We start from the raw sequence: 26,171 nt of genomic DNA on the forward strand, positions 1-26,171 counted from the left end.
CGGCCACCGCCTGATATGGCCGATCGGTGGGCATTTTTTTTTTTTTTCAAGCTGAAGACGGCATGCGAGATGAGCGCTAGTCTCGTGGGCTCGGAGATGTGTATAAGAGGCAGGCCCACCCCTGCACTCGGTCACACCGCGAAATCGATCGGGCCAGGTGCCGTGAGGATAGATCGTGACCGGTCCGTCATCAATCCGCCTCGCGCATGAGATCTGCCAGGCGCGATGCCGCCGCGTCCGGGACCTCGACAGTCTTGGTCCTGCTGGTGGTTCCGGTGAGCAACGTCACCTCCCGCGTGCGTATTCCCAGCGCCTTCGCCACGGGCCCCCAGGGTAGCTCCGCCCGTCGTACACTGGCAGCGTCGCGAGCAGGCGTTGACGGGGCCATCACCCCTGAGCTGCCGGAAGAACGGCGCCGTCGGGCGCTCACTAGAACCGGCCGCGACGAACGAAGTGGGCCGCCCGGTCACGCCGACGGGCCCGGCCAAGGAGGGTGGTACCGCGGGGTCCGCCTCGTCCCTCCGTCGGTTCACGAGACGACGGAGGATTCGAGAGCGACGATGACCGAGCCGACCGGCTACCGCGAGGTGCCCGCCCAGGTCGACCTGCCGGCGCTGGAGCACGACGTGCTCGCGTTCTGGCGCGACAACGACGTGTTCGCGCAGACGCTGAAGAACAGCGAGGGCCGTCCACAGTGGAGCTTCTACGAGGGCCCGCCCACCGCCAACGGCATGCCCGGTACGCACCACATCGAGGCGCGCGCCTTCAAGGACGTGTTCCCGCGCTACCGGACGATGAAGGGCTACCACGTGCCCCGTCAGGCCGGCTGGGACTGCCACGGCCTGCCGGTCGAGATCGCCGTCGAGAAGGAGCTCGGCTTCGAGGCCAAGAGCGACATCGAGACGTACGGCGTCGCCGAGTTCAACGCGAAGTGCCGTGAGTCGGTGCTGCGCCACGTCGACGCGTTCGAGCAGCTCACCGAGCGGATGGGCTACTGGGTCGACCTCTCGCAGGCATACCGCACGATGGACCCGTCCTACATCCAGAGCGTCTGGTGGTCGCTGAAGCAGATCTTCGACAAGGGCCTGCTGGTCGAGGACTACCGGGTGTCGCCGTACTGCCCGCGCGACGAGACGGCGCTGTCGTCGCACGAGCTGGCGCAGGGCTACGAGACCGTCGTCGACCCGTCGGTGTACGTGCGCTTCCCGCTGACGAGCGGCCCCCTGGCCGGCGCCGCGTCGCTGCTGGTGTGGACGACGACGCCGTGGACGCTGGTCTCGAACACGGCGGTCGCCGCGCACCCGGACGTCGCCTACGTGGCGGCGCGCGCGGCCGGCTCGTCGGAGACGTTGGTGCTGGCCGAGCCGCTGCTGGCGTCGGTGCTGGGCGACGACGCCGAGGTGATCTCGTCGTTCAGCGGCGCCGACATGGAGCGGTGGACCTACCAGCGCCCGTTCGAGCTGGTCGACATCCCCGACGCGCACTTCGTCGTCCTCGACGGCTACGTCACCACCGAGGACGGCACCGGGCTGGTGCACCAGGCGCCCGCGTTCGGCGCCGACGACCTGCGGGTCTGCCGCCGCTACGGCCTGCCCGTCGTCAACCCGGTGCGCGCCGACGGCACGTTCGCCGCCGAGGTCCCGCTGGTCGGCGGCCAGTTCTTCAAGCACGCCGACGCCGACCTCGTCGCCGACCTGGAGCGGCGCGGTGTGCTGTTCAAGCACGTCCCGTACGAGCACGAGTACCCGCACTGCTGGCGCTGCCACACGCCGCTGATCTATTACGCGCAGCCGTCCTGGTACATCCGCACGACGCAGATCAAGGACGCGCTGCTGCGGGAGAACGAGAAGACGACCTGGTACCCCGAGACGATCAAGTGGGGCCGGTACGGCGAGTGGCTGCGCGGCAACGTCGACTGGGCGCTGTCGCGGAACCGGTACTGGGGCACGCCGCTGCCGATCTGGCGCAACGACGAGGACCCGTCCCGCATGGTGTGCGTGGGGTCGCTGGCCGAGCTCTCGGAACTGGCCGGCGTCGACCTCTCCGAGCTGGACCCGCACCGCCCCTACGTCGACGACGTCACGTTCACCCTCGACGGCGTGCCCGGCACGTTCCGGCGCGAGCCGTACGTCATCGACGTCTGGTACGACTCCGGCGCGATGCCGTTCGCGCAGGTCGGGTTCCCGTACGCGCCCGGAAGCGTGGAGGCGTTCGACAAGACCTACCCTGCGCAGTTCATCAGCGAGGCGCTGGACCAGACCCGCGGCTGGTTCTACACGATGATGGCCGTGGGCACGCTGGTGTTCGACCGGTCGTCGTACGAGAACGTCGTCTGCCTCGGGCTGATCCTGGCCGAGGACGGCCGCCGGATGAGCAAGCACCTGGGCAACATCCTGGAGCCGCTGCCGCTGATGGACGAGCACGGCGCCGACGCCGTCCGCTGGTTCATGCTGGCCAGCGGGTCGCCGTGGCTGCCGCGCCGGGTCGGGCACGCGGGCCTGCAGGAGATCGTCCGCAAGGTGCTGCTGACCTACTGGAACACCGCGTCGTTCCTGTCGCTGTACGGGCGGACGGCGGGCTGGACGCCCGGCGCGGGTGCTCCCCCGGTCGCGGAGCGGCCCGTTCTCGACCGCTGGGCGCTGTCGGAGCTGCACCGGCTGGTCCGCGAGGTCGACGCCGCCATGGACGGATTCGACACGCAGGCCGCCGGCGCGCGGCTCACGGCGTTCGTCGACGACCTGTCCAACTGGTACGTGCGCCGGTCGCGGCGGCGGTTCTGGGACGGGGACCCGGCCGCCCTGGCGACCCTGCACGAGTGCGTCGAGACGCTGACCCGGCTGATGGCGCCGCTGGTCCCGTTCGTCACCGAGCGCGTCTGGCAGGACCTCGTGGTGCCGGTCGATCCGGACGCGCCGCCGTCGGTGCACGCCGCGACCTGGCCGGTGGCCGACGAGTCGCTGATCGACGAGGCGCTGCGGGCCGAGGTCGCGCTGACCCGGCGCCTGGTCGAGCTGGGCCGGGCCGCCCGTGCGGAGTCGAAGGTGCGCACGCGGCAGCCGCTGGCACGTGCCCTGGTGAGCGCGGCGCGCTGGCGGACGCTGCGGGACGAGCTGAAGGCCGAGATCGCCGACGAGCTGAACGTCGCCGAGGTGCTGTCTCTGGCCGACGCGGGGACCGACGAGGACCTCGTCGACGTGTCGGCGAAGGCGAACTTCCGGTCGTTGGGGAAGCGGTTCGCGAAGGAGACGCCGAAGGTCGCGACGGCCATCAGCACGACCGACGCGGCCGCGCTGGCGGCGACCCTGAAGGCGGACTCCCGGGCAACGCTCGACGTACCCGGCCTCGGCGTCGTCGAGCTGGTGCCCGATGACGTCATCGTCACCGAGACGCCGCGCGAGGGCTGGGCGGTCGCGCGCGAGGGCGAGACCGTCGCGCTGGACCTCACGCTGACCGAGGCGCTGGTCCGGGCCGGTCTGGTCCGCGAGGCGGTCCGGCTGGTGCAGGAGGCCCGCAAGGCGTCCGGCTTCGAGGTGTCCGATCGGATCGAGCTGGCCTGGTCGACGTCGGGCGCGTCCGGCGAGGCGATGGCGGCCGCGCTGCGCGAGCACGGCCCGCTGCTGGCCGACGAGGTCCTGGCGACGTCGGTCCACGAGGACCTGGCCGCGTTGGACGGCGCCACCGAGCGCACGGACGAGGAGCTCGGCCTCACGTTCCGCCTGCGCCGCGTGGACGCCTGACGCGCGAAGGGGCCCGGCGCTGCCGGGCCCCTTCCGCGATCTGCGGGATCTACTGCTGTGCCGTCAGCGCTGCTCGTCGTCGAGCAGGCTGGCGACCGAACGGAGCGAGCCGCCGGTCTGCGCGGCCTGGGCGTTGTTGCTCGGCCCGGACGGCTGCGGCGAACCGCCGCCGCCGGCGGCCGCCGCGGGCAGCTGGCCCACGCCTGTGTCGGCCTCGTCGACGCCCCCGGTCTCGAGCTTGCGCAGCTCGCGCTCCAGGTACGACTTGAGCCGGCTGCGGTACTCGCGCTCGAACGCGCGCAACGTCTCGAGCTCGCGCTCCAGGTCGGCGCGGTCGGACTCGAGCTTCCCGAAGACCTGCGACCGGCGCTTCTGCACCTCTTGCTCGATCGAGTCGGCGCGCTGCCGCGCGTCCTGCTCGATCTTCGCGGCCTTGGCCTTCGTCTCGGAGTCCAGCTTGTCCGCGCGGGTACGAGCGTCGTTCATGAGGCGGTCGGCCTCGGCCTTGGAGTCCGCGACGAGCTCGTCGGCGGTCTTCTGGGCCAGGGCGAGCACCTTCGCCGCGGCGTCGCTCGGCTGCACCCCCACGGGGGCGGAGGGTGTGGCCGACGGCGGGGCCTCGGGTGCCTTCGGCGCCTCGGGCTGTCGCGGAGCCTGGATGGGCTCGGCCGACGCGGCGACTCCGCCGCCACGGGTCACGGCAGAGAGCTTGTCGCGCAGCTCGTCGTTCTCCCGCTGCATGCGCGCGAGCTCGGCCTCGACCTCGTCCAGGAACTCGTCGACCTCCTGCATGTCGTAACCCTCGCGCAGGCGGACCGTCGTGAACTCCTTGTTCTGGACGTCCTCGGGCGTCAGTGGCATAGCGTCACCTCGGATGTGGGCATAGGCAGAATGTCACCGTACCGCGTCATCCTAGGGATCCGACAACAACAAGCAGAATCTGGACCAGGATGATGAGCACGATGAACGCCAGGTCGAGGGCGACCGAACCGATCCGCAGCGGCGGCAGCACGCGGCGGATCGCCCGCAAGGGCGGGTCGGTCACCGTATAGATGGCCTCCAGCACGACGAGCACCAGCCCCTTGGGCTGCCATTCGCGCGCGAAGACCTGGATCCAGTCGACGACGAGCCTGATCAACAATGCGATGAAGAACAGCCACAACACCGCGGAGAGAATCTGACTCACAGCCGACACAACACCAGAACCTACCCGACGCCGAGCCGGATCGATGACTCGGACACGGCGATCCGGGCGTGAGTTCGCAGACTTCGCGGCTCACGCCCGGCACACGTCAGCTCTGGTTGAAGAACCCGCCGCTGACCATGCGGGCCTTGTCCTCGGCCGTCACGCTGACGTCCGCGGGTGTGAGCAGGAACACCTTCGCCGTGACGCGGTCGATGCTGCCGCGCAGCCCGAAGATCAGGCCGGCGGCGAAGTCGACCAGCCGCTTGGCGTCGGCCTCGTCCATCTCGGAGAGGTTCATGATGACGGGCGTGCCGTCACGGAAGTGCTCGCCGAGCGTCCGCGCCTCGTTGTACGTGCGCGGGTGCAGCGTGGTGATGCGTGCCTCGCGCATGGCAGGTGCCCTTCGTACGGCCGCGACGGGCCGCCGGTCGGCGAGCTGGGCCACCGTGGCGGTGTGCTCGCGCTCGGACGGCCGCTCGCGGCGTTCGGGGAGCACCTCTTCGGGCTCCTCGTCGGCGTACGCCTCGTCGGCGTCTTCGTAGTCCTCGTACTCGTCGTCGTAGCGGTCTCGGTCCTCCACGAGGCCGAGGTAGACCGCAACCTTGCGCATTGCGCCGGCCATTCAAGTCCTCCGCACTAGTGGTGGACGGTCCCCTGTGGTGCTTAACGCTAGCCCCGGGCCAGGCCGGATCCGGGGATTGTGAGCGCGACACGCCCACGTGTCGCAGCAGTCACACCAATCACGCCTGACTCATCCATGCCACTCCGGCGAACCGGCCGGTGGTCCCGTCGCGCCGGTAGGAGTAGCTGTGCGGGTCCTCGATCGTGCAGGTCGGGACGGTTTCGACGGCGGCGCCGGCGGCGCGCAGCTGGGCGACGACGCCCGCGGCGACGTCCAGTCCCGCGGTCCCCTGCCGGGTCACCGACCACGACTCGGGGACGACGGCGGCGACGTCGGCGCGCATCGCGTCCGGCACCTCGTAGCAGCGCCCGCAGACCGACGGGCCCACCCGGGCGACGAGCTTGCGGGCGCCGAGGTCGCGCATCGCGGCGATGGCGGCCGGGACGACGCCGGCCTTGAGCCCGGGCCGGCCGGCGTGGGCCACGGCGACGACGCCGGCCTCCGGATCGGCCAGCAGCACCGGCACGCAGTCGGCGACGAGGACCGCCAGCGCCCGCCCGGGCCGCGTCGTCACCAGCGCGTCGGCCTCCGGCGCCGGGCCGGTCCACGGCCCGTCGACGACGGCCACGGCGTTGCCGTGCACCTGGTTCATGTAGGTGACGGCGCCCGGCGCGAGGCCGATCGCCTCGGCCAGGAGCGCGCGGTTGCGCCCCACCGCCTGCGGGTCGTCGCCCACGTGGCCGCCGAGGTTGAGCTCGTCGTACGGCGCGACGCTGACGCCGTCGTGCCGGTCGGTGAAGGCGAACCGGACCGGGCCGGCCGCGCTGGTGTTTCGGAGCACTGCTACTTCAAGAAGTCAGGCACGTCCAGGTCGTCGGCGGCCGTGGACGGGACGATGCGACGCTGCTCGCGAGGTGGGGCGGGCGGCGCGGCGGGTGCGTCGTCACCGTCGTCGCCGCCCGTGTCCCCCTGGCTCGGCCTCGCGGCGGCCGGGGTGGCCGTTGCGACCGAGCCGATGCCCCCGACGGCGGCCGGACCGCTGGTCTCGGACGCCTTCTCGGGCTTCTTCACGGTGCCGAGCTCTCGGCGGGTGGGCGAGCCGCTGTCGAACCCGGCTGCGATGACGGTGACCCGGACCTCGTCGCCGAGCGCGTCGTCGATGACCGCGCCGAAGATGATGTTGGCGTCGTCGTGCGCCGCCTGCGCGACCAGGTTGGCCGCCTCGTTGATCTCGAACAGCCCCAGGTCGGAGCCGCCGGACACCGAGAGCAGCACCCCGTGCGCGCCGTCGATGGAGGCCTCGAGCAGCGGGCTGGAGATGGCCATCTCGGCCGCCGCCACCGCCCGGTCCTCGCCGCGCGCCGAGCCGATGCCCATGAGCGCCGACCCGGCGTTGCTCATGACGGACTTCACGTCGGCGAAGTCGAGGTTGATCAGGCCCGGCGTCGTGATCAGGTCGGTGATGCCCTGGACACCGGAGAGCAGCACCTGGTCGGCGCTCTTGAACGCGTCCAGCACGCTGACCTGGCGGTCGCTGATCGACAGCAGCCGGTCGTTCGGGATGACGATGAGGGTGTCGACTTCTTCCCTGAGGGCTTCGATGCCGGCCTCGGCCTGCATGGCGCGGCGGCGGCCCTCGAACATGAACGGGCGGGTCACGACGCCGATCGTCAGCGCGCCGAGCGACCGCGCGATGCGGGCGACCACCGGTGCGCCGCCGGTCCCCGTCCCGCCGCCCTCGCCCGCCGTCACGAAGACCATGTCGGCGCCCTTGAGCACCTCTTCGATCTCCTCGGCGTGGTCCTCGGCGGCCTTGCGGCCGACGTCCGGGTTCGCGCCCGCGCCCAGCCCCCGGGTGGCCTCGCGCCCCACGTCGAGCTTCACGTCGGCGTCGCTCATCAGCAGCGCCTGCGCGTCGGTGTTGATCGCGATGAACTCGACGCCCTTGAGGCCGACTTCTATCATGCGGTTGACCGCGTTGACTCCGCCGCCGCCGATGCCGACGACTTTGATCACCGCGAGGTAGTTCTGCGGAGCAGTCACTGGGCATCGCCTTTCGTCGAGTTCAAACCCTCACCCTCAAGTTGAGGTTTATAGTTATGTCAACCTGAGGATGATGAAACGCTAAGCGCGATTCCGGCCCGGCCGAGGTAGACACGCCGTGGGCCGGCGAATTGCGTTTCCCTCGTCTTTTCGCGACTGCTGCCGGTTCCGATGTGTCCGGGTGCCCTTACTCTGGTCCGCATGATGCGGTGGCTCGGCGGCGTGGCGGCGTGTCTCGCCGTGCTCGCGAGCCTGCTGACGACGCCGCTCGGCTCCGCCCCCGGCGTGGTCGCGCTGCTCGCCGTCCTCGTCATGGTGCTCGCCATGCTCGCGACGTCGCGGTCCGGCGTGCCGGCCCAGTTCGGCGTCCGGACCGCGATGCGCCGCGTGGCCGCCGCTCCTCCCGTCGCCGCCGCACAGTTCGATCCCGACGCCGCCGCACGACCGCGGCCGAGAGCCCCGTCCGGGCAGCTGGTTCCGCTCAGCTGCCCGTCCTCGTGCTCTCGTTCCGAAAGGTCGTCCCGCCGTGCTGTCTCTGCTCGACATTCCTGCCCTGGCCGTCTCCGAACTGGTCCTCGCCCTCTCCTCCGCTGCGGAGCCGCTCGCCGGTGACGCCGCGGTCGTGCTCGCCCTGGTTGTCGTCGTCGCCGCCGTCCGGTTGTCGCTGCTGCCGCTCAGCCTGCGCGCGGCTCGGCTCGGACGCCGGCGGCTGGCGCTGCGGCCGGCGGAGCTGCGGCTGCGAGAGCGGTTCCGCCGCGATCCGGTCCGCTTGCGCCGTGAGCTCGCCGCCCTGCACGCCTCCCACGGGACGTCGCCGCTGGCCGGGTTCGGCTCGTCGCTGGCGCAGCTGCCGTTCTTCCTGGTGCTGTATCGCGTGTTCTCCGCGCCGACGCTGAATGGCGGGGCGAATGCGCTGTTCACGCACACGTTGCTGGGGGTGCCGCTGAGCGACAGCTGGGTGACCGCGCTCGGGGCCGGCCTGCTGCCGGCGTCGCTCGCGGTGTTCGGCGTCCTGTTCGCGCTGCTCCTGGTCGTCGCCTGGTGGTCGTCCCGCCTCGCCTCGCGCCAGGCTCTGCTGGCCGGTCGCCCGGCGCCTGACGCCTCCGGCGCCGCCGATCCCGCGCTCGTCACGGCGCGCGTGGCTCGCGCGCTGCCGTACGCCACCGTCGTCGTCGCCGCGGTCGTGCCGCTCGCTGCGGCCCTCTATCTGCTGTTCTCGGGCGCGTGGACCGCGGCGGAGCGGTGGCTCCTCGGCGGCGCCCACCCGCAGCCCACGGCCGCCTGACATCACGCGGTCTGACATCACGCGGTCCGTCACCACCCGGCTCCACCCGACCGGACATCACGCCACCTGCCACGCCGCCGCCCGCACGTGGCGTCCGGCATCCCCCTGACAGCTCGGCGGCTCGCCGCGCACGCCCCTATGGGTCGCGCGGCACCGTTGGCGCACGCGCCGAGCCGACCGGCTCGAGTGGCCTGCGATATCGGTGTCCGGTGGGACTGAGCCATCGGGTGGAGCCATCGGATCGTCGTTCGACGGTCCAGTTGCCGTGGTGTTTGAGCAGGTGGTGTGTCTCGCACAGGACGTGACAGTTGGCCGCGGAGGTGGCGCCGCCGGCGGCGAACGGGACCAGATGGTCGATGTCGCAGGTACGGGCCGAGCGGTGACAGCCGGGCATTCGGCAGGTCCGGTCCCGGGCGACGATGAACTCGGCCAGCGCCCGCGTCGGCCGGTAACTTCTGCGGCCGGCGTCGAGAAGCTGGCCGCTGGCCGGGTCGACCCGCTGCCAGGTCCAGACGCCAGCGGCCGCGAGCTCCCTCGCCACCTGGGCGGGAATCGGTCCGTAGCCGTCGAGCTCGCCCGGCAGGTCGGCCAGTCCGGCAATCGTGGTGAACGGGACGGTGACGTGCACGCTCACCGCCCGCCGACGCCGACCGACGCCTGGCGTGGTTCCGCTAGCAGCCGGCCGCCCGAGATCGGCGTCGGTTCCAGGACCGGCGCGCTCGGCAAGCTCGGGCGGCACCGCCAGCTCGGCGAATTCCGGCGGCACCGCGGGCTCGGCCCATCCGGCAGGTCCGCCCTGCTCTACACGTGCGCGCTGACCTGCACTTTCGCCCTGCTTCGCCCGCCCGGGCCGCCACGTACCTTCGCCTAACCCTATGCGCTCGCGCCCCGCCGCGCCGTCGCCCCGCTTCGCGAGCTCAGGCTGCCCCGCGTCCCCCGGCCGACCCGCACCTTCCTCCGGCTCCGCACGCCCAGCCGCTGCACCCTGCTCCGCACGCCCGGGCCGACCCGCACCTTCCTCCGGCTCCGCACGCCCAGCCGCTTCGCCCTGCTCCGCAATCCCGGGCCGACCCGCACCTCCAGGCCGACCCACACCTTCGCCTGCCCTCGTGCGTCCACCGCGTCTCGGCTGGGCGACCTGGCCGGGCGCGGCGCCGCCTGCGCAGGCGGCGAGCGCAGCCCAACCCAGCTCAGCCAGCGCATCGGCGCGACGTTGGTCCTTCGTACGGGCCGGCGCGCCGGCAGCGGCGTCGGCGCGTTTCGCATCGGCCGCGGCCACGTTGAGCGCGGTGTTGAGGGCGGTCGCGTCCTCGGCCGGCAGCCGAGCCTCCAACCACGCCATCCCCTCCGACACCGGGGTTACTGTCACGCAACGGCCGTCACGGGCGATCCGGTGGCGTACGGCGGTCTCCACCGGCGCCAACTCGTGCAGTTGCCGCTTGACCAGCTTGCGCAGCGAGACCGCGTCCATCGACGGCGCCTTCGGCAGCACCGCCGCCTCCACCCGGGCACGCACGGCGGGTTCCTGGCCGCCCAGCTCATCGGTGATCACCCGGGCACGACGCAGGTCGATCGCGCCGGCCGACAGGGCCATGTGGGTGTCGGGGAAGTCCTCGATCAGTTGCAGGGCGTGGCCGACCTGGTTCTCCGCCTGGCGCGCAGTGACCTGACAGCGGCCGGCGATCTCAACCGCGGTGTTCGTGACCGGGTTCACCGAGCGATAGCCCGAGAGGACCGGCCGCATCTCCGCCCGCCCGGCCAGCTCGGCCAACGCACGCGCCTCGTTCGCCGCCACCCAGGCCGCGAGCCTCGCCCACCCGGCCACCGCCTCCACCAGGTCGTACCCGGTCGCTCGGGCGGGGTCGAACGCCGCCAGCAGGGCGGCCAGTTCCGGACCTGCCGCTACCCGGTCGGCGTCGGCGGGAAGCACGCCGGCCGATCGCTCCAGGAATCCCGGCAGGAGGTCGTCGTCGACGAGGTCGGACGGCGCCAGCGCCACCCAGTCGAACGTGTCCGGATGCCACGCCACCGGCCACCCCGTCACCGGGTCAACACCCGGCAACGCAGCAGTCGGCGGCGCTTCTTCGAACATGCGACCAACGCTAGCCGATCATCCCGGCCAAGATCAAATCGATGCGCTGCGACGGTGGGCAAGCCTCATCGACCGCGCCGCCCTCCATCCACAGCCTGGATCGATGTGCCTGGTTGTCCACATTTCCGGATCTCGCCATGGCGCCGCACCCGCCGATCTGGCGAGATGGATGCATGACCAACACCCACACTCAGCCCACCCTCGCCATCGACGGGCAGACCGTCCGCGAGCCCCGCATCCCCCGTCAGCGCGACCGGAGCGGCTTCGACGACGAGGCCGCCCGTCTCATCCGCGACCGCGTGCAAGCCGACCTCGCCAAGAGGACGACACGCAGGCGCCGACATCGGGAGGAGCGCCACGCCCTCGAGCAACGTCGTCGCTACGCCAAACGGGCGCTGCACGCCGAGAAGCTCGCCGCACGGGCACAAGAGGTCTGCAGGTGCCCCCAACCGCGCCCGCCCGCGCTGCTGCGTCCGTTCCAGACAGGGGGAGCAACGGCTCCGGTCACCATCTGCCCGATCTGCGGTCGGAGGACGTGATGACGATCCACGGCCCGGCCGGCTGACCGGCCGCCCAACGCCGGCTGTCCAACGCCGGCTGCCCAACGCCGGCCGGCGCCGACGTGGTCGCGTGGGCTACGGGTCAACCGCCGGATGGTCCGGTGCCGTCACGTCATACGCCGACGGCGGTTCCTCCTGCGCCTCGATCAGGGCCAGCAGGACGTCGGCCTTGCGATCGATGTCGTCGGCGGTCCCCCAGCGGACCTCGGCACCGTCGGCGAGCCCCAGCCGGATGTCGGCCTCAGACCGCGCCTCGACCGACTCGACCAGGTCGTACAGCGACGTGGGCAGGCCGGTCAGCACGGTCACGCCCGCGGCGCGGACCGCGTCATCGACGTCGGAGGAGGAGTCGTCGCCGGGCGCGGTCAGCACAGGAAGGCCGTCCGGCTGTGCGTCCGCGGCGCCGAACAAGGCGCCGGTCTCGTCGACACTCCACCAGGAGCCGTCGGCGGAGATCGCGGCGACGGGCTCGCGCGGCGTGACGTCGATGGTCAGCGTCGACGGCCAGGAGCGGCGGACCTCGACCGACGCCGCCTCGGGCAGGTCGGCGACCCGATCGGCGATCGCGCCGGTGTCGACCCGGGCCAGCGGCGCGCCGATCGGCGCCTCGGCCAGCGACAGCACCTCGTCGGACAGCTCCGACGGCACACCCTCGACCGATACCGACTTCACGGAGAGCACACTTGACCAGCCGACCAACCACACGAGGGCGGCCACGGCCGCCACGCCCAGCAGGACCAACATCGCGCCGAACAGCCGCCGGAGCCGTTGCCGCCGCGCCCGGGCCGAGAAGAGCTGGGCGCTGGGCGACCGCGACGCGACGCTCATCGCGACCTGTCCGCCAGCACGTCGAGCACCTCGGGGCCGATCAGCGTGACGTCGCCGGCGCCGACGGTGAGCAGGATGTCGCCTGGTTCGGCCCGCGACGCCGCCAGCTCCGGCACGGCCGACCACGACTGCTCGAACACCACCTGCGACGGTGGCAGCGGCACCGCCGCGGCCACCAGGGCGCCGGTGACACCTGGCTCGGGGTCCTCCCGGGCGGCGTACACGTCCATGACGATGACCTCGTCGGCGGCGCCCAGCGCGGTGCCGAACTCCGTCGCGAAGATCCGGGTACGGCTGAACAGGTGCGGCTGGAACACCACGACCACCCGGCCGGCGCCGGCGACGCCACGGGCGGCGGCCAGGGCGGCGGCGACCTCGGTCGGATGGTGGGAGTACTCGTCGTAGACGCGGACGCCGCCGGCCACGCCCTTGAGCTCGAAGCGCCGGCGGGTCCCGGTGTAGCCGGCCAGGCCGTCGAGCACGTCGCCGGCCGGGAAGCCCATGCCGAGCGCGGCGGTGAAGGCGGCGGCCGCGTTGAGGGCATTGTGCTTGCCCGGCAGCTGCAGCTTGATCCGCTCCAGCCGGCGGCCGCGGGCGACCAGCTCGAACGATGCGCCCGGCCCGGCGATGTCCAGCGCGGTCACCCGCACGTCGGCATCGCGCGACTCGCCGAACGTGTGCACGACGACCCCGCGGCCGGCGGCCCGCTGCCCCAGCGCACGGGCGCCCGGATCGTCGGCGCAGACGACGAGGAAGCCCGAGACACAGTCGACGAACGCGTCGAAGGCGGCCTCGTAGGCCTCGGGGGTGCCGTAGAAGTCGAGGTGGTCGGCTTCGACGTTGGTGACGATCGCCACCTCGGGCTCGTAGGCCAGGAACGACGCGTCGCTCTCGTCGGCCTCGGCGACGAAGATGTCCCCGCTGCCGTCGTGGGCGTTGGCGCCGGACTCGTTGAGGCTGCCGCCGATCGCGAACGACGGATCGGCGCCACAGTGCTGCAGCGCGACCGTGATCATCGAGGTGGTGGTGGTCTTGCCGTGCGTGCCGGCGACCGCGATCGCGCGCCGCCCGGCCATCACCGACGCCAGTGCGGCGGCCCGGGGCAGGATCGGCAGCGCACGCTCGCGCGCCTCGACGACCTCGGGGTTGTTCTCGCGGATCGCGGTGGAGACGACGACGGTCTCGGCGAGCCCGACGTTCGCGGCGTCGTGGCCGACGTGCACATCGGCGCCGAGCGCCCGCAGGCCGGCCAGCACGCCGGAGTCCTTGGCGTCGCTGCCGGACACCGGGACACCGCGGGCCAGCAGGATGCGGGCGATGCCGCTCATGCCGGCACCGCCGATGCCGACGAAGTGGACCCGGCCCAGCTTCTCCGCGGGCACGGTCCGCTCCGGTGGCGAGACGATCACGTGGTCAACCTCCGACGCTCTTCTGTACAGCCGCGCGCCGGACCATGTCGACTAGGCGATCGTCGGCGTCGCGACGACCGAGAGTAGCCGCTGCGGCACCCATCGCGTCCAACCGAGCCCGGTTACCGAGGAGTGGGGTCACCTCGTCGGCCAGCCGCGACGAGGTCAGGTCGCCGTCCGCGACCAGCACGCCGCCGCCGGCGGAGACAGTGGGAGTGGCGTTGAGCCGCTGTTCGCCATTGCCGTGAGGAAGGGGGACGTAGATGGCGGGTAGGCCGACGGCGGCCAGCTCGGCGCAGGTCATGGCGCCGGCCCGGCAGACGGCGAGGTCGGCGGCGGCGTAGGCGAGGTCCATCCGGTCGACGTAGGCCACCGGGACGTACCGGGCGGCAGCCCCATCGCCAGCGGCCGCACCGGCCGCACCGGCCGCACCGGCCGCGCCGACGGGAGAGCCGGACCCGCTGCGGGCGGCGTCTCGGGCGCCTGGGCCGGTGTCGGGTGCGGCCAGGCCAGTCTCGGGCGAGACCGCGCCAGTCTCGGGTGAGACCGCGCCAGCCTGGGGCGAGGCCAGGCCACTCTCGGGCGAGACCGCGCCAGCCTGGGGCGCGGCCAGGCCACTCTCAGGTGAGACCGCGCCGGTCTCGGGTGCGGGCAGGCCGCTCTCGGCCGAGGCGGGAATCGCGACCGCGACGCCGTGGGCGGCGGCCGCGGCTGCGGCGGCCTCGACATTGCCGGGGCCGACGGCGTGCAGTACCTGGAAGCCGGCGGCGAGGAGTGCAGGGAGGGCGCCGGCGGTCGCCTCGTTGATCCGCCGCGCGCCCTGGCTGCCGCCGAAGACGAGGAGGGTGGGAAGCGACGGGTCGAGACCGAAGAACGCGCGGGCCTCGGCACGGGTCGCGGGGCGGTCGAGGAGTGCGATCGACCGGCGCAGCGGGATGCCGATGTGCTGGGCGTGCGGTAGCTCGATGCCCGGCGACGCGACGCCGACGAGGGAGGTGAAGCGGGCGCCGACGCGGTTGGCGAGGCCGGGCTTGGCGTTGGCCTCGTGCACGACGATCGGCACGCCGGCACGGCGCGCGGCCAAGTAGGCCGGCAGGGCGACGTAGCCGCCGAAGCCGACCAGCACGTCGGCCTGGCGCGACCGCAGCACCTCAGCGGCCTCCCGGACGGCGTTGCGGACCCTCATGGGCAGCCGCAGCAGATCGGGCGTCGGCCGGCGCGGCAGCGGGACCGGCGGGATCAGCGCCAGCTCGTAGCCGCGCTCGGGCACCAGCCGGACCTCCAGCCCGCGCTCGGTGCCGAGCAGCGTGACCTGCGCGTCAGGGTCCGCGCGCCGGATCGCGTCGGCCGTCGCCAGGGCAGGCTCGACGTGTCCGGCTGTACCGCCGCCGGCCAGAACGACCTTCACCCGCGGATCCTCCTCGACTGGCGGCGCGTCGGCCGCGTCGGCAGCGCCGGCGGGGACGTGCTGAACTCGGTCGGACGGTGCTGCGTGGCTGTCGGCGGCACCGCACCGACCTTAAGCCCTGCCGGGGCGGCCGCGCTGACCGCGGGCCGTGTCATGCGCGGAGCCTTCGCGACTGACGACGCTCGCGGCGTGCCTGCTTGCGGGCGGCGAGCGCCTCGCGCGCGCCAGGCTCCTCCTTGGCCAGCGCCATCAGGATCCCGACCGCCACGATCGCGACCACCATGGAGGCGCCGCCGTAGGAGACCAGCGGCAGCGGCACGCCGATGACCGGGAACACGACGAGGACGCTGCCGAGGTTGATGATCGCCTGGACGATCAGCCAGCCGGTGATCCCGGCCGCCGCCAGCCGGGTGAACGTGTCGGTGGTGCGCATCGCGATGCGGATGCCGGCGAACCCGAGCGTGAAGAACAGCCCGAGCACCATCAGCGCGCCAGGCAGCCCCAGCTCCTCGCCGAGGATGGAGAAGATGAAGTCGGTGTGCGCCTCGGGCAGCTGGCCCCACTTGAGCCGGCTCGCGCCGAGCCCGCTCCCCCACCAGCCGCCGGTCGCGAACGCGTAGATCGAGTTGGCCGCCTGATATCCGGCGCCGGAGAAGTCCGAGAACGGGTCCAGGAAGCTGGCGACACGGGACATCCGGTTCTCCGAGGCGGTCACGAAGTACGCGCCCACCACACCCACCACACCGAGCGCCAGCCCGAACAGCCACGTCGGCACGCCGACCACCCACAGCAGCGTGAGCACGATCGCCATCAGGACCAGCGCCGTCCCGAGGTCACGCTGGCCGATCGTCAGTGCGACGACGGCGCCGGAGACCGGGACGAACGGGATCATCAGGTGCTTCCACTGCGTCAGCAGCCGGCCCTTCATCGCGAACATGCCGGCGCCCCAGATGATCAGCGCCAGTTTCGCCGGCTCGGACGGCTGCAGCAGGAACGGCCCGCCGAAGTCCAGCCAGTTCGTGTTGCCGCCGCGGGTGACGCCGAGGCCGGGCACGAACGTCAGCGCCAGCAGCATCGCCGCGACCACCAGCATCGGCAGCCCGAACCGGCGCAGCAGCCGGGCCGGGATCCGGGACGCCAGCCAGGCCATCGGCAGCCCGACGATGACCCAGGCCAGCTGGCGGGCGAAGTAGTAGTACGGGTAGCCGAACTGCACCCGCGACATCACGCTGGACGCCGAGAACACCATGATCAGGCCGAGGACGAGCAGCAGCCCGGCCGAACCGAGCACCAGGTAGTACGACGCCAGCGGACGGCGCAGCAGCCGGCGCACCGCCTCGGCGGCGGCCGTGCGAAGCGGCCGCTCGGCGGGCGCCGCCTCGTCGACCGTGCTCACGGCGTGGCGCGGCCGCCTGGCAGGCGTCGCACCGCCTCGGCGAAGGCGTCGCCCCGGGCCGCGTAGTTGGCGAACATGTCCATGGACGCGCACGCCGGCGCCAGCAGCACGGTGTCGCCCGGGCGGGCGAGCCCGGCGGCGGCGGCCACGATGCGATCCATGGCCTCATTGTCAGTGTCCGCGACCTCGACAACCGGTACATCCGGTGCGTGTCGTGCCAGCGCTTCGGCGATGACGGCGCGGTCCGCGCCCAGCAGGACCACCCCGCGCAGCCGCGAACGCACGTCCTCGACCAGCGACGAGAACGACGCGCCCTTGGCCAGTCCGCCGGCGATCCACACGACCGGCTCGAACGCGGCCAGCGATGCGGCGGCGGCGTGCGGGTTGGTCGCCTTCGAGTCGTCGACGTAGGCGACGCCGTCGACGGAAGCAACAGTCGCGATCCGGTGCGGGTCCGGCGCGAAGCCGCGCAGCCCGTCCCTCACCGCGACAGGCGGCACCCCGATCGACCGGGCCAGCGCGGCCGCGGCCAGCGCGTTCGCCACGTTGTGCGGCGCCGCCGGCGTCACGTCGGACACGGCGGCCAGCTCGGCGGCCGACGTCTGGCGCTCGGCGATGAACGCGCGGTCGACCAGGTACTCGTCGACGACGCCGACCATGCCGACCGACGGGATGCCCAGCGTGAACCCGATCGCCCGGGCGCCCTCGCGCACGTCGGCGTCGCGGACCAGCTGCTCGGTCACCGGGTCGGCGACGTTGTAGACGCAGGCGGTCTCGACGCCGGCGTAGATGCGGCCCTTGTCCGCGGTGTACGCCTCCATCGAGCCGTGCCAGTCGACGTGGTCGGGCGCGACGTTGAGGACGGCGGCGGAGCGCGCGGCCATCGAGTACGTCCAGTGCAGCTGATAGCTGGACAGCTCGACGGCGATGACGTCGTGGCCGCCGGGGTCCATGACGGCGGAGACGATCGGGTCGCCGACGTTGCCGGCGGCGGCGGCGCGCAGGCCGGACGCCCGCAGCATCGACGTCAGCATCCGCACCGTCGTCGTCTTGCCGTTCGTGCCGGTCAGGACCAGCCACGGCGTCGCGGGGTCGCGGATGCGCCAGGCCAGCTCGACCTCGCCCCAGATCGGTATCCCGGCGGCGGCCGCGGCGGCCAGCAGCGGCGACGACGGCTTCCACCCCGGCGACGTGACGACGAGCTGCGTCCCCGCGGGCAGGGCGGACGTGGACCCGGGCCCGAGCGAGATCTCCGCGCCGAGGATGCGCAGGATCGTCGCCCGCTCCTGCTCGGCCGGCCCGTCGCGGTCCTCCAGCACGGTCACGTGCGCGCCGAGCTGGATCAGCGTGTCGGCGGCGGCGTACCCGGACACGCCGAACCCGGCGACGGTGACGTGCAGCTCCGGCCAGGGGCTGTCGCGCTGCGCCTCCTTCAACCAGCCGGGCGCGGCGAAGCCGCTCACGCCGTCGCCACCCATTCGGCGTAGAAGAGCCCGAGCCCGAGCACGACGAACATGCCGGCGATGATCCAGAACCGGATGACGATCGTCACCTCGCCCCAGCCCTTGAGCTCGAAGTGATGCTGCAACGGCGCCATCCGGAACAGCCGCTTCCCGCCGGAGATCTTGAACCAGCCGACCTGCAGCATGACCGAGAGGGTGATGACGACGAACAGCCCGCCCAGCACGATCAGCAGCAACTCGGTCCGGCTCGTGATCGCGAGGCCGGCCAGCCCGCCGCCCAGCGCCAGCGAGCCGGTGTCGCCCATGAAGATCTTCGCCGGCGCCGCGTTCCACCACAGGAACCCGAAGCAGGCCCCGACCATCGCCGCCGCGACGACGGCGAGATCGAGCGGGTCGCGCACCTCATAACAGCTCGGCCCCGGCGAGACCCCGCACGACTGGTTCAGCTGCCAGACGCCGATCAGCGTGTACGCGCCGAACACCATGACCGACGCGCCGGTCGCCAGGCCGTCCAGCCCGTCGGTGAGGTTCACCGCGTTGGAGAACCCGGAGATGAGGAACAGCGCCCACAGCACGAACACGGCCGCCGGCAGCTCCCACGACGTGTCGCGCAGGACGGACAGCGCCTGCGACGCCGGCGTGTAGTTCTGCTCGTCCGGGAAGTTGATCGCCAGGATCGCGAACACGACGGCGACGGCGATCTGCCCGCCCATCTTGGCGCGGCTGCGCAGGCCGAGGCTGCGCTGCTTGGAGATCTTGATCCAGTCGTCCAGGAACCCGACGACACCGAGCCCGACGATCAGGAACAGCACCAGCAGCCCGGACACCGTCGGCGGCGACGGCCGGACCAGGTGTGCGACGAAGTACGCGAGCACGGCCGCGACGATGATGACGGCGCCGCCCATCGTCGGCGTCCCGCGCTTGGTCTGGTGGTTCTCCGACAGCTCGTCGCGGATCGCCTGGCCGTACCCGCGGTTCACCAGCCACCGGATCGCCAGCGGAGTGCCCAGGATCGACGCCACGAGGCCGACGACGCCGGCGGTGAGGATCGAGATCACTTGTCCTCCACCAGCCGATCGCCGAGGAAGCGCAGGCCGGCGTCGCGCGACGACTTGACCAGCACGACGTCGCCCGGGGCCAGCTCGGCGCGCAGCACGGCGAGCGCCGCGTCGACGTCGGGCACCCACTCGGACTCGCCGTCCCAGGAGCCTTCGAGGCTGGCGCCCTGGTGGATCGCTCGCGCCCCGTCGCCGACGGCGATCAGCCGGGCCACGTTGAGCCGGACGGCGAGCCGCCCGATACCGTCGTGCTCGGCGATCGACGCCTCGCCCAGCTCGCGCATCTCGCCGAGGACGGCCCAGGTCCGGCCCGGCCCGGACGGCCGCAGCGAGGCCAGCGTCTTCAGCGCCGCCCGCATCGACTCGGGGTTGGCGTTGTAGGCGTCGTTGACGACGGTGATGCCGTCGGGCCGCTCGGTGACCTCCATGCGCCACCGCGACCGCGGCAGCGCCGCCGAGAGCCGCGCCGCGACGTCGTCCAGCGTCATGCCCAGCGCCAGCGCCGCCGCGGCCACCGCCAGAGCGTTGCCGACCTGGTGCTCGCCGACCAGCTGCAAGGACACCCGCGCCTCGGCCTCGGCGGTGACCAGGCGGAACGACGCCCGCCCGGCCGCGTCGACATCTACGTCCTCGGCGCGGACGTCGGCGTGGACGGACTCGCCGACCATGACGACGCGCGCCTGCGTCTGCTCGGCCATCCGGCGCACGACCGGGTCGTCGGCGTTCAGCACGGCGGTGCCGGACTCCGGCAGCGCCTCGACCAGCTCGGCCTTCGTCCGGGCGATCGTCTCGCGGTCGCCGAACGCGCCGAGGTGCGCGCTGCCGACGTTGAGCACCACGCCGACCGACGGCGGCGCGATCCCGCACAGGTAGGCGATGTGCCCCGGCCCGCGCGCGCCCATCTCGACGATCAGCGTCCGGGTCGACTCGTCGGCGCGCAGCACCGTCAGCGGCACGCCGACCTCGCTGTTGTACGAGCCGGGCGGCGCGACCAGCGGGCCGAGCGGCTCGAGCACCTGCGCGAGCAGGTCCTTCGTCGTGGTCTTGCCGGACGACCCGGTGACGCCGACGATCGTCAGGTCCGGCAGCCGGTCGACGACGGCGCGGGCCAGCCGGCCGAACGCGACCTCGGTGTCGTCGACCACGACCGCCGGCACCCCGACCGGCCGGGTGGCCAGCACCGCGACCGCGCCGGCCGACACGGCGGCGGAGGCGAAGTCGTGCCCGTCCTGCGCCTCGCCCTGCCGGGCGACGAACAGGCCGCCGGGCCCGATCTCACGCGAGTCGGTCACCACCGGCCCGGTCACCCGCGCGGCGGGGTCGGGGACGGCGTCCAGCCGGCCGCCGGTGGCCGAGGCGACCTCGGCCAAGGTGAGCGGAATCAAGCTGACTGCTCCTCACTCCACCGCACCAGCTCCTCGCGGAGCACGTCTCGATCGTCGAATGGATGCACGACGCCTGCGATCTCCTGCCCTTGTTCATGCCCTTTGCCGAGGACGACGACGGTGTCGCCGGGCCCGCGCGCGCAGCTCAGCGCCGCACGGACCGCCTCACGACGGCCCCCTACCTCGAGGATCTCCCCCGCCCGCTCCGTGTCCGGCACCGCCCGTGCGCCGGCGACGACGGCGGCCCGGATCGCGGCCGCGTCCTCGGAGCGGGGATTGTCGTCGGTGACGACGACGACGTCGGCGCCGCGCGCGGCGGCCGCGCCCATGAGCGGCCGCTTATCGCGGTCGCGGTCGCCGCCGGCCCCGACGACGACGATCAGCCGGCCGCGCGGATGTAACGCCCGCAGGACGTTGTCGATCGCGTCCGGGGTGTGCGCGAAGTCGACGACGCCGGCCGGCGCGCCGCCGGGCCCCGCGACCCGTTCCATCCGTCCCGGCACGCCGGGGCAGGCGGCGACGCCGCGCACCGCCGTGGCGACATCGACACCGGCCTCGACCAGCATGACGGCCGCCAGCGCCGCGTTCGCCGCGTTGAACTCCCCCGGGATCGGGACGTCGAGCTCGACCTTCGCGCCGTCCGGCCCGGCCAGGTACGCCGTCTCCCCGACCCGCTCGACCCGCCAGTCGGCGTCGCCGCGCCCGATCGTCACGGCCGGGAGCGGCGTCGACGTGGCCAGCCGGCGGCCGTACTCGTCGCCCACGACGACGACGGCGCGGCGAGCGTGCGCCGGGGTGAACAGGCGCGCCTTGGCGGCGAAGTAGTCGTCGAGGTCGTGGTGGAAGTCGAGGTGGTCCTGGGTGAGGTTGGTGAACCCGGCGACGTCGAACACGACGCCGTCGACCCGGCCGAACACCATGGCGTGGCTGGAGACCTCCATGGAGCACGCCGTGACGCCGCGCTCGCGCATGACGGCGAGCAGCGCGTGCACGTCGGTCGCCTCGGGCGTCGTGCGGATGCTGGCCACCCGCTCGTCGCCGACCCGGGTCTCGACGGTGCCGATCAGGCCGGTGGTGTGGCCGGCCGCGCGCAGCCCGGAGTCCAGCAGGTACGTCGTCGTGGTCTTGCCGTTGGTGCCGGTGACCCCGAGCATCAGCAGGTCGCGGGCCGGATGCCCGTACACCGCCGCGGCGATGTCGCCGACCCGGGACCGCGGGTCGGCCAGCTCCAGCACCGGGACAGACACGTCGCCGGCCAGCGACACGCCGGCCGCGTCGGTCATGATCGCCACCGCGCCGGACGCCGCCGCGGCGGCCGCGAACCGGGCCCCGTGCGTCACCGCGCCGGGCAGCGCGAGGTACAGGTCACCGGTCCGGACCTGCCGCGAGTCGTGCGTGACCCCGGTCACCAGCACGTCCGCCGGCGCGGTGGCGTCGAGCGCCGTCAGCGGCAGCGGCGTGACGTCGCGGGGTCGCAGTCCTGGGCGGTCGGGCACGACAGAGCAATCTACTCGGTCAGTCGGCGAAGAGTGGCACCTGCGGCGCCTCCGTGCCGGTCGGCGCGACGCCGCCCTGCTCGAGCGCGAACCGCATGATGTCCGCGAAGGCCGGACCGGCCAGCGCGCTGCCGGAGTTGCCGTTCTGCGGGTCGAACAGCGACACGACGACGACGTACTGCGGGTCGTCGGCCGGCGCGAAGCCCATGAACGAGGAGTTGTAGTCGGCATAGCAGCCGCACTCGGGGTCGACCCGCTGGGCGGTGCCGGTCTTGCCGGCGATCCGGTAGCCGTCGACGAGCGCTGGCTTGCCGGTGCCGCCCTCGCCCATCACGGCCTCCATCATCGTCGTGACCTCGGCCGCGGTCTCCTCGCTGATCACCCGCTCCGGAGCGGACGGCTCCACCGGCGTCTCGCGACCGTCGGCGCCGACGGTCGCCGCGATCAGCCGCGGCTCGACCCGCACGCCGCCGTTGGCGATCGTCGCGTACGCGGAGGCCATCTGCACCGCGCTGACCGAGATGCCCTGGCCGAAGGCGACGTTGTCGCGGGTCAGGTCGGTGAACTCGGCGCCGGACGGGAGCCGGCCGCCGGTCTCGCCGGGCAGCCCGAGGTCCGGCGCCGCGCCGAACCCGAACCGCTCCAGGTAGTCGTGGTAGACGTCCTTGTCCAGCGTCTCCGCGGCCAGGACGGTGCCGACGTTGCTCGACTTCGCCACGATGCCGGCCAGCGTCATCTGGTCCTCGCCGTGGCTGTAGTAGTCGTTGATGGTCTCGCCGCCGCGGCGGATGTTGTCCGGCACCGAGAACGAGGTGGTGTGGTCGGCCAGCCCCTGGTCGACCACGGCGGACATGGTGATCGGCTTGAACACCGAGCCGGGCTCGTAGGCGTCCTCGACGGCCGCGCTGCCGCGGTCCTCGGCCTCGGTCGTGCTCGGGTCGGCCGGATCGAAGCCCGGCGTGGCGGCCAGCGCGACGATCTCCTGCGTGTCGACGTCCATCACCACGGCGGCGCCGTCGGCCGCGCCGGCGTTGGCGACGGCCTCGGCGAGCACCTGCTCGGTGTGCCACTGCACGTCGCTGTCCAGCGTCAGCCGCAGCCCGGTGCCCGCCTCCGGCTGGGTGACGTGGTTGGCCGAGCTGTTCGGGATCCGGATGCCGCCCGGGCTGAACTGGTACGTCGCCTCGCCGTCGGTGCCGGCGAGGGTCTGGTCCATCGCCTGTTCCAGCCCGGTGAGGCCGATCCCGTCGGCGCCGAGGAACCCGACGACGTTGCCGGCGACGGTGCCGGCCGGGTACTCGCGGGCGGCGGCGGTCTCGGCGGTGAAGCCGGCCAGGCCGAGCGCCTGGATCTGCCGCCAGGTCGCCCCCGGCACGGCCCGCGCGACCACGACGTAGCGGTCCTCGCCGGTGAGGTCGCGCTGCAGGTCGGCGGCGTCGAGGCCGAGCACGCTCTCCAGCTGCAGCGCGTACGCGGCCGGGTTGGCCACCTGCGTCTGGTCGACGACGACGTTGTACGCCTCGACGGTGCTGGCCAGCGGCTCGCCGTCGCGGTCGAGGATGACGCCACGCTCGGCCCGCACCGGCACCGTCTCGAGGCCGATCGTGTCCGCGACGGAGGCGTAGGTGGACGCGTCGATGCCCTGCAGCTGGATCAGCCGGCCGCCGAAGAGGGAGAGGACGACGCAGACGCCGAACAGCGTGACGCGCAGCCGCTTGCGCGGATCCGCCAGCCGGACGACCCGCGGCGGCTTGGGCGCCTTGGGCCGCGGCTTGGGCCGCTTGGCGGCCTTGGGACGCTTGGCCGCGGGGGGCCGCTTGGCCGGCTGCGGCCGCTTGGCCGCCGGCCGCGGACGCGCCTGACCGGCGCCGCGGGAGGCACGCGGCGCGCTGCTCCACGCGTCGTCGATCGGGCTCTGGCGCGCGGCGGGCTTGCGCGCCGGCTTCGGCGTGGTTGTGGCGGCGGACTTGCGCGCCGGCTTCGGCGCACCCGACCGCGTCGGCTTCGGCTTCGGCTTCGCCGACGTTCCGCTACGGGCTCGGTTCCCCCGGCTGTCTTCTCGAGTACCCCCGCGGCGGCCGGACCCACCCCGTAAAGACTCAGGAGCAGCACCCCGGCGCGGCCGCGACCCGCCCGGAACCTTGTCCCCCGGCGTCAACCGTTCCCCCCGGACAGGTCCAGGAAGGTCGGCGACTCCTCGGCCGGCACCATCCCCATCCGGTTCGCCTGGTCGGCCAGCGCGTCCGGTGCGCTGCGCTCGGCGACGCGGTCGGCGAGGTCGGTCTGGCGGTCGCGCAGCTCGTCCGTCGTCGACTGCAGCTCACCGAGCTCGAACGCGCCCTGCTGCAGCGCCGTGTTCAGGACCAGCAGCCCGATCAGCCCGATGCCCAGCACCAGCAGGACCAGCACGACGAACGGGGCACGAGGCGCGCGCGAGCCGCGCAGCGGGACCGCGCGCAGCGACGGGCGGCGCGGCGCGGCGACGGGTGCGTAGGCGCGTTCTGCGGCGCTCATGCGGCCTCCCTGATCCGCTCGACGGCGCGCAGCCGGGCCGACTGCGCACGCGGGTTGGCGGCGATCTCGTCGCTGGTGGGCGGCTCCGACCTCGTCAGCAGCCGCAGCTCGGGCCGGTGCTCGGGCAGCTCGACCGGCAGCCCGGGTGGCGCGGAGCTCGTCGTCCGGGCGGCGAACAGCTGCTTGACGATGCGGTCCTCCAGCGAGTGGTACGAGAGCACGACGATGCGGCCGCCGACGGCGAGCGCGTCGATCGCGGCCGGCAGCGCCCGCTCCAGCGCGTCCAGCTCGCCGTTGACCTCGATCCGAAGCGCTTGGAACGTCCGCTTGGCCGGGTTGCCGCCGGTGCGCCGGGCCGGCGCCGGGATGGTGTCGCGGATCAGCTCGACCAGCCGGGCGCTGGTGTCGAACGGCGCCCGGCGGCGTTCCCGGACCACCGCGGCGGCGATGCGCGGGGCGAACCGCTCCTCGCCGTAGCGGCGCAGGATCCGGGTGAGGTCGGCGGCCGGGTACGTGTTGAGCACCTCGGCCGCGGTGATGCCGGTGGACTGGTCCATCCGCATGTCCAGCGGCGCGTCCTGCGAGTAGGCGAAGCCGCGGCCGGCCTCGTCCAGCTGGAGGGAGGAGACCCCCAGGTCGAACAGGACGCCATGCACGCGCCGGATGCCGAGGCCCGCCAAGACGTCGGCGATCCGGTCGTAGACCGCGTGGACGCCGGTGAACCGGTCGCCGAACGGCGCCAGCCGCTCGGACGCCCGGGCCAGCGCGTCGCGGTCGCGGTCGAGGCCCACCAGGTGGGCCGTGGAGCTGCGCGTGAGCAGCGCCTCGGCGTGCCCGCCGAGGCCGAGCGTGGCATCGACGACCACGCGGCCCTCGTCCTCCGAGAGGGCCGGGGCGAGGAGCTCGACGACGCGGTCGAGCAGCACCGGGACGTGCGCCCCCTGCTCAGTCATCGACACCCCCGCGTCTCTCGATCGTCGCCTTGCTCGTGCCGTTCGCGGCTCGTACGACCAGGTCCCCGCCCGCTCGGGCTTGGCTGCCGGCTCTGCCGCTTGGCACCGGGGAAGTGGTGCCAAGAGGTGGAGCGGCCGGAGACCTCGTCGTGCGCTTCCGCTGCGACGGCGGTCAGAAGATGCCGGGCAGCACCTCCTCGGAGATGTCGGCGAACATCGGCTCCTTCTCCGCCTGGTACGTCTCCCAGGCCTGCTCGGACCAGATCTCCACCCGCGTCATCGCGCCGACGACGGTGCACTCGCGCTCCAGGCCCGCGTACGTGCGCAGCCCGGCCGGGATGGTGATGCGGCCCTGCTTGTCCGGGATCTCGTCGCTGGCCCCCGCGGCCAGCATCCGGGCGAAGTCGCGCGTGCCCTTGTGCGTGATCGGGGCGGCGCGCAACTGCTCGGTGAACCGGAGGAACTCCGTACGCGGCCACACGTAGAGACAGCGCTCCTGCCCTCGTGTGATCACGACGCCCTCCGCCAGCTCGTCCCGGAACTTCGCCGGAAGGATGAGCCGCCCTTTGTCGTCCAGCCGGGGCGTGTGGGTGCCGAGAAACACGGCCCACCTCCCCGCTGTCCGCCATGGCCGTCACCGGACTCTCCGTCGACTTCCACATCGGACCACTCTTCCTCCACTGGCCGCCACTCTACTCCACTGTCCCCCACTTGCAACCACATTCAGCCCCACCTC

Annotated in this window: 22 protein-coding genes; 3 read left to right on the top strand and 19 right to left on the bottom strand. The window is 72.9% G+C overall.

The annotated features are described in order from the left end of the window. Positions 1 to 190: 190 nt before the first annotated feature. Complete coding sequence (locus tag C1I92_RS35095) at positions 191 to 322, bottom strand: DUF167 domain-containing protein (RefSeq protein WP_233507325.1); 132 nt, start codon at positions 320 to 322, stop codon at positions 191 to 193. Positions 323 to 560: 238 nt separating this feature from the next. On the opposite strand from C1I92_RS35095, the gene ileS reads away from it, so the two are divergent. Next, the gene (gene ileS, locus C1I92_RS27640; protein WP_111257857.1) at positions 561 to 3,737 is read left to right on the top strand and encodes an isoleucine--tRNA ligase; all 3,177 of its coding nucleotides are present in this window, start codon (positions 561 to 563) and stop codon (positions 3,735 to 3,737) included. Between the two features lie 63 nt (positions 3,738 to 3,800). Here ileS and C1I92_RS27645 read toward each other — a convergent pair whose 3' ends face one another. From C1I92_RS27645 to ftsZ, 5 genes are all read right to left on the bottom strand, one after another. Next, positions 3,801 to 4,598 (bottom strand): DivIVA domain-containing protein, encoded by a 798-nt coding sequence (locus C1I92_RS27645; RefSeq protein WP_111257858.1) that lies wholly within the window; start codon positions 4,596 to 4,598, stop codon positions 3,801 to 3,803. Positions 4,599 to 4,644: 46 nt separating this feature from the next. Then, positions 4,645 to 4,923 carry a YggT family protein gene (locus C1I92_RS27650; RefSeq protein WP_197683307.1) on the bottom strand — a complete coding sequence of 93 codons (279 nt, stop codon included), beginning with the start codon at positions 4,921 to 4,923 and terminating at the stop codon, positions 4,645 to 4,647. Positions 4,924 to 5,029: 106 nt separating this feature from the next. Further along, positions 5,030 to 5,545, bottom strand: coding sequence for a cell division protein SepF (locus tag C1I92_RS35500; protein ID WP_111257859.1), 516 nt, complete (start codon positions 5,543 to 5,545; stop codon positions 5,030 to 5,032). 118 nt (positions 5,546 to 5,663) lie between these two features. Beyond that, a complete protein-coding gene (gene pgeF / locus C1I92_RS27660; protein WP_111257860.1) occupies positions 5,664 to 6,386 on the bottom strand; it encodes a peptidoglycan editing factor PgeF in 723 nt (240 codons plus the stop codon). Positions 6,387 to 6,388: 2 nt separating this feature from the next. Beyond that, entirely contained in the window at positions 6,389 to 7,588 is a 1,200-nt protein-coding gene (gene ftsZ, locus C1I92_RS27665) for a cell division protein FtsZ (RefSeq protein WP_111257861.1), read from the bottom strand. 526 nt (positions 7,589 to 8,114) lie between these two features. On the opposite strand from ftsZ, the gene C1I92_RS27670 reads away from it, so the two are divergent. Continuing rightward, on the top strand, positions 8,115 to 8,873 hold the full coding sequence (locus C1I92_RS27670) for a YidC/Oxa1 family membrane protein insertase (protein ID WP_199521657.1): 759 nt from the start codon (positions 8,115 to 8,117) through the stop codon (positions 8,871 to 8,873). A 136-nt stretch (positions 8,874 to 9,009) separates the two neighbouring features. Here C1I92_RS27670 and C1I92_RS27675 read toward each other — a convergent pair whose 3' ends face one another. Further along, a complete protein-coding gene (locus tag C1I92_RS27675; protein ID WP_111257862.1) occupies positions 9,010 to 10,965 on the bottom strand; it encodes a DUF222 domain-containing protein in 1,956 nt (651 codons plus the stop codon). 173 nt (positions 10,966 to 11,138) lie between these two features. Here C1I92_RS27675 and C1I92_RS27680 point away from each other — a divergent pair, with 173 nt between their 5' ends. Beyond that, complete coding sequence (locus C1I92_RS27680) at positions 11,139 to 11,504, top strand: hypothetical protein (protein WP_111257863.1); 366 nt, start codon at positions 11,139 to 11,141, stop codon at positions 11,502 to 11,504. A 96-nt stretch (positions 11,505 to 11,600) separates the two neighbouring features. Here C1I92_RS27680 and C1I92_RS27685 read toward each other — a convergent pair whose 3' ends face one another. The 12 genes from C1I92_RS27685 to mraZ form a co-directional block, all read right to left on the bottom strand. Then, positions 11,601 to 12,353: a cell division protein FtsQ/DivIB gene (locus C1I92_RS27685; RefSeq protein WP_111257864.1), complete on the bottom strand. Its 753-nt coding sequence runs from the start codon at positions 12,351 to 12,353 to the stop codon at positions 11,601 to 11,603. Continuing rightward, positions 12,350 to 13,762, bottom strand: coding sequence for a UDP-N-acetylmuramate--L-alanine ligase (gene murC, locus C1I92_RS27690; protein ID WP_111257865.1), 1,413 nt, complete (start codon positions 13,760 to 13,762; stop codon positions 12,350 to 12,352). The genes C1I92_RS27685 and murC overlap by 4 nt, the downstream gene beginning before the upstream one ends. A gap of 4 nt (positions 13,763 to 13,766) precedes the next feature. Then, positions 13,767 to 15,170, bottom strand: a complete 1,404-nt coding sequence (locus C1I92_RS35100; protein WP_111257866.1) for a UDP-N-acetylglucosamine--N-acetylmuramyl-(pentapeptide) pyrophosphoryl-undecaprenol N-acetylglucosamine transferase — start codon at positions 15,168 to 15,170, stop codon at positions 13,767 to 13,769. Between the two features lie 151 nt (positions 15,171 to 15,321). Continuing rightward, positions 15,322 to 16,566 carry a putative lipid II flippase FtsW gene (gene ftsW / locus C1I92_RS27700; protein ID WP_158564301.1) on the bottom strand — a complete coding sequence of 415 codons (1,245 nt, stop codon included), beginning with the start codon at positions 16,564 to 16,566 and terminating at the stop codon, positions 15,322 to 15,324. Further along, positions 16,563 to 18,044, bottom strand: a complete 1,482-nt coding sequence (murD, locus tag C1I92_RS27705) for a UDP-N-acetylmuramoyl-L-alanine--D-glutamate ligase (RefSeq protein ID WP_111257868.1) — start codon at positions 18,042 to 18,044, stop codon at positions 16,563 to 16,565. Before murD ends, ftsW begins: the two co-directional genes overlap by 4 nt. Continuing rightward, a complete protein-coding gene (gene mraY / locus C1I92_RS27710; RefSeq protein WP_111257869.1) occupies positions 18,026 to 19,087 on the bottom strand; it encodes a phospho-N-acetylmuramoyl-pentapeptide-transferase in 1,062 nt (353 codons plus the stop codon). Before mraY ends, murD begins: the two co-directional genes overlap by 19 nt. Continuing rightward, positions 19,084 to 20,472 carry a UDP-N-acetylmuramoyl-tripeptide--D-alanyl-D-alanine ligase gene (locus C1I92_RS27715; protein WP_111257870.1) on the bottom strand — a complete coding sequence of 463 codons (1,389 nt, stop codon included), beginning with the start codon at positions 20,470 to 20,472 and terminating at the stop codon, positions 19,084 to 19,086. Before C1I92_RS27715 ends, mraY begins: the two co-directional genes overlap by 4 nt. Then, a complete protein-coding gene (locus tag C1I92_RS27720; protein ID WP_111257871.1) occupies positions 20,469 to 21,968 on the bottom strand; it encodes a UDP-N-acetylmuramoyl-L-alanyl-D-glutamate--2,6-diaminopimelate ligase in 1,500 nt (499 codons plus the stop codon). The genes C1I92_RS27715 and C1I92_RS27720 overlap by 4 nt, the downstream gene beginning before the upstream one ends. A 19-nt stretch (positions 21,969 to 21,987) precedes the next feature. Further along, positions 21,988 to 24,126, bottom strand: coding sequence for a peptidoglycan D,D-transpeptidase FtsI family protein (locus C1I92_RS27725; protein WP_111257872.1), 2,139 nt, complete (start codon positions 24,124 to 24,126; stop codon positions 21,988 to 21,990). Beyond that, the gene (gene ftsL / locus C1I92_RS27730; RefSeq protein WP_111257873.1) at positions 24,123 to 24,482 is read right to left on the bottom strand and encodes a cell division protein FtsL; all 360 of its coding nucleotides are present in this window, start codon (positions 24,480 to 24,482) and stop codon (positions 24,123 to 24,125) included. The genes C1I92_RS27725 and ftsL overlap by 4 nt, the downstream gene beginning before the upstream one ends. Further along, a complete protein-coding gene (rsmH, locus tag C1I92_RS27735) occupies positions 24,479 to 25,435 on the bottom strand; it encodes a 16S rRNA (cytosine(1402)-N(4))-methyltransferase RsmH (RefSeq protein WP_111257874.1) in 957 nt (318 codons plus the stop codon). The genes ftsL and rsmH overlap by 4 nt, the downstream gene beginning before the upstream one ends. A gap of 172 nt (positions 25,436 to 25,607) precedes the next feature. Continuing rightward, the gene (gene mraZ, locus C1I92_RS27740) at positions 25,608 to 26,039 is read right to left on the bottom strand and encodes a division/cell wall cluster transcriptional repressor MraZ (protein WP_111257875.1); all 432 of its coding nucleotides are present in this window, start codon (positions 26,037 to 26,039) and stop codon (positions 25,608 to 25,610) included. Between the last annotated feature and the right edge of the window lie 132 nt (positions 26,040 to 26,171).

The organism is Jiangella anatolica, from assembly GCF_003236295.1.
GTDB classification, from domain to species: Bacteria; Actinomycetota; Actinomycetes; order Jiangellales; family Jiangellaceae; genus Jiangella; species Jiangella anatolica.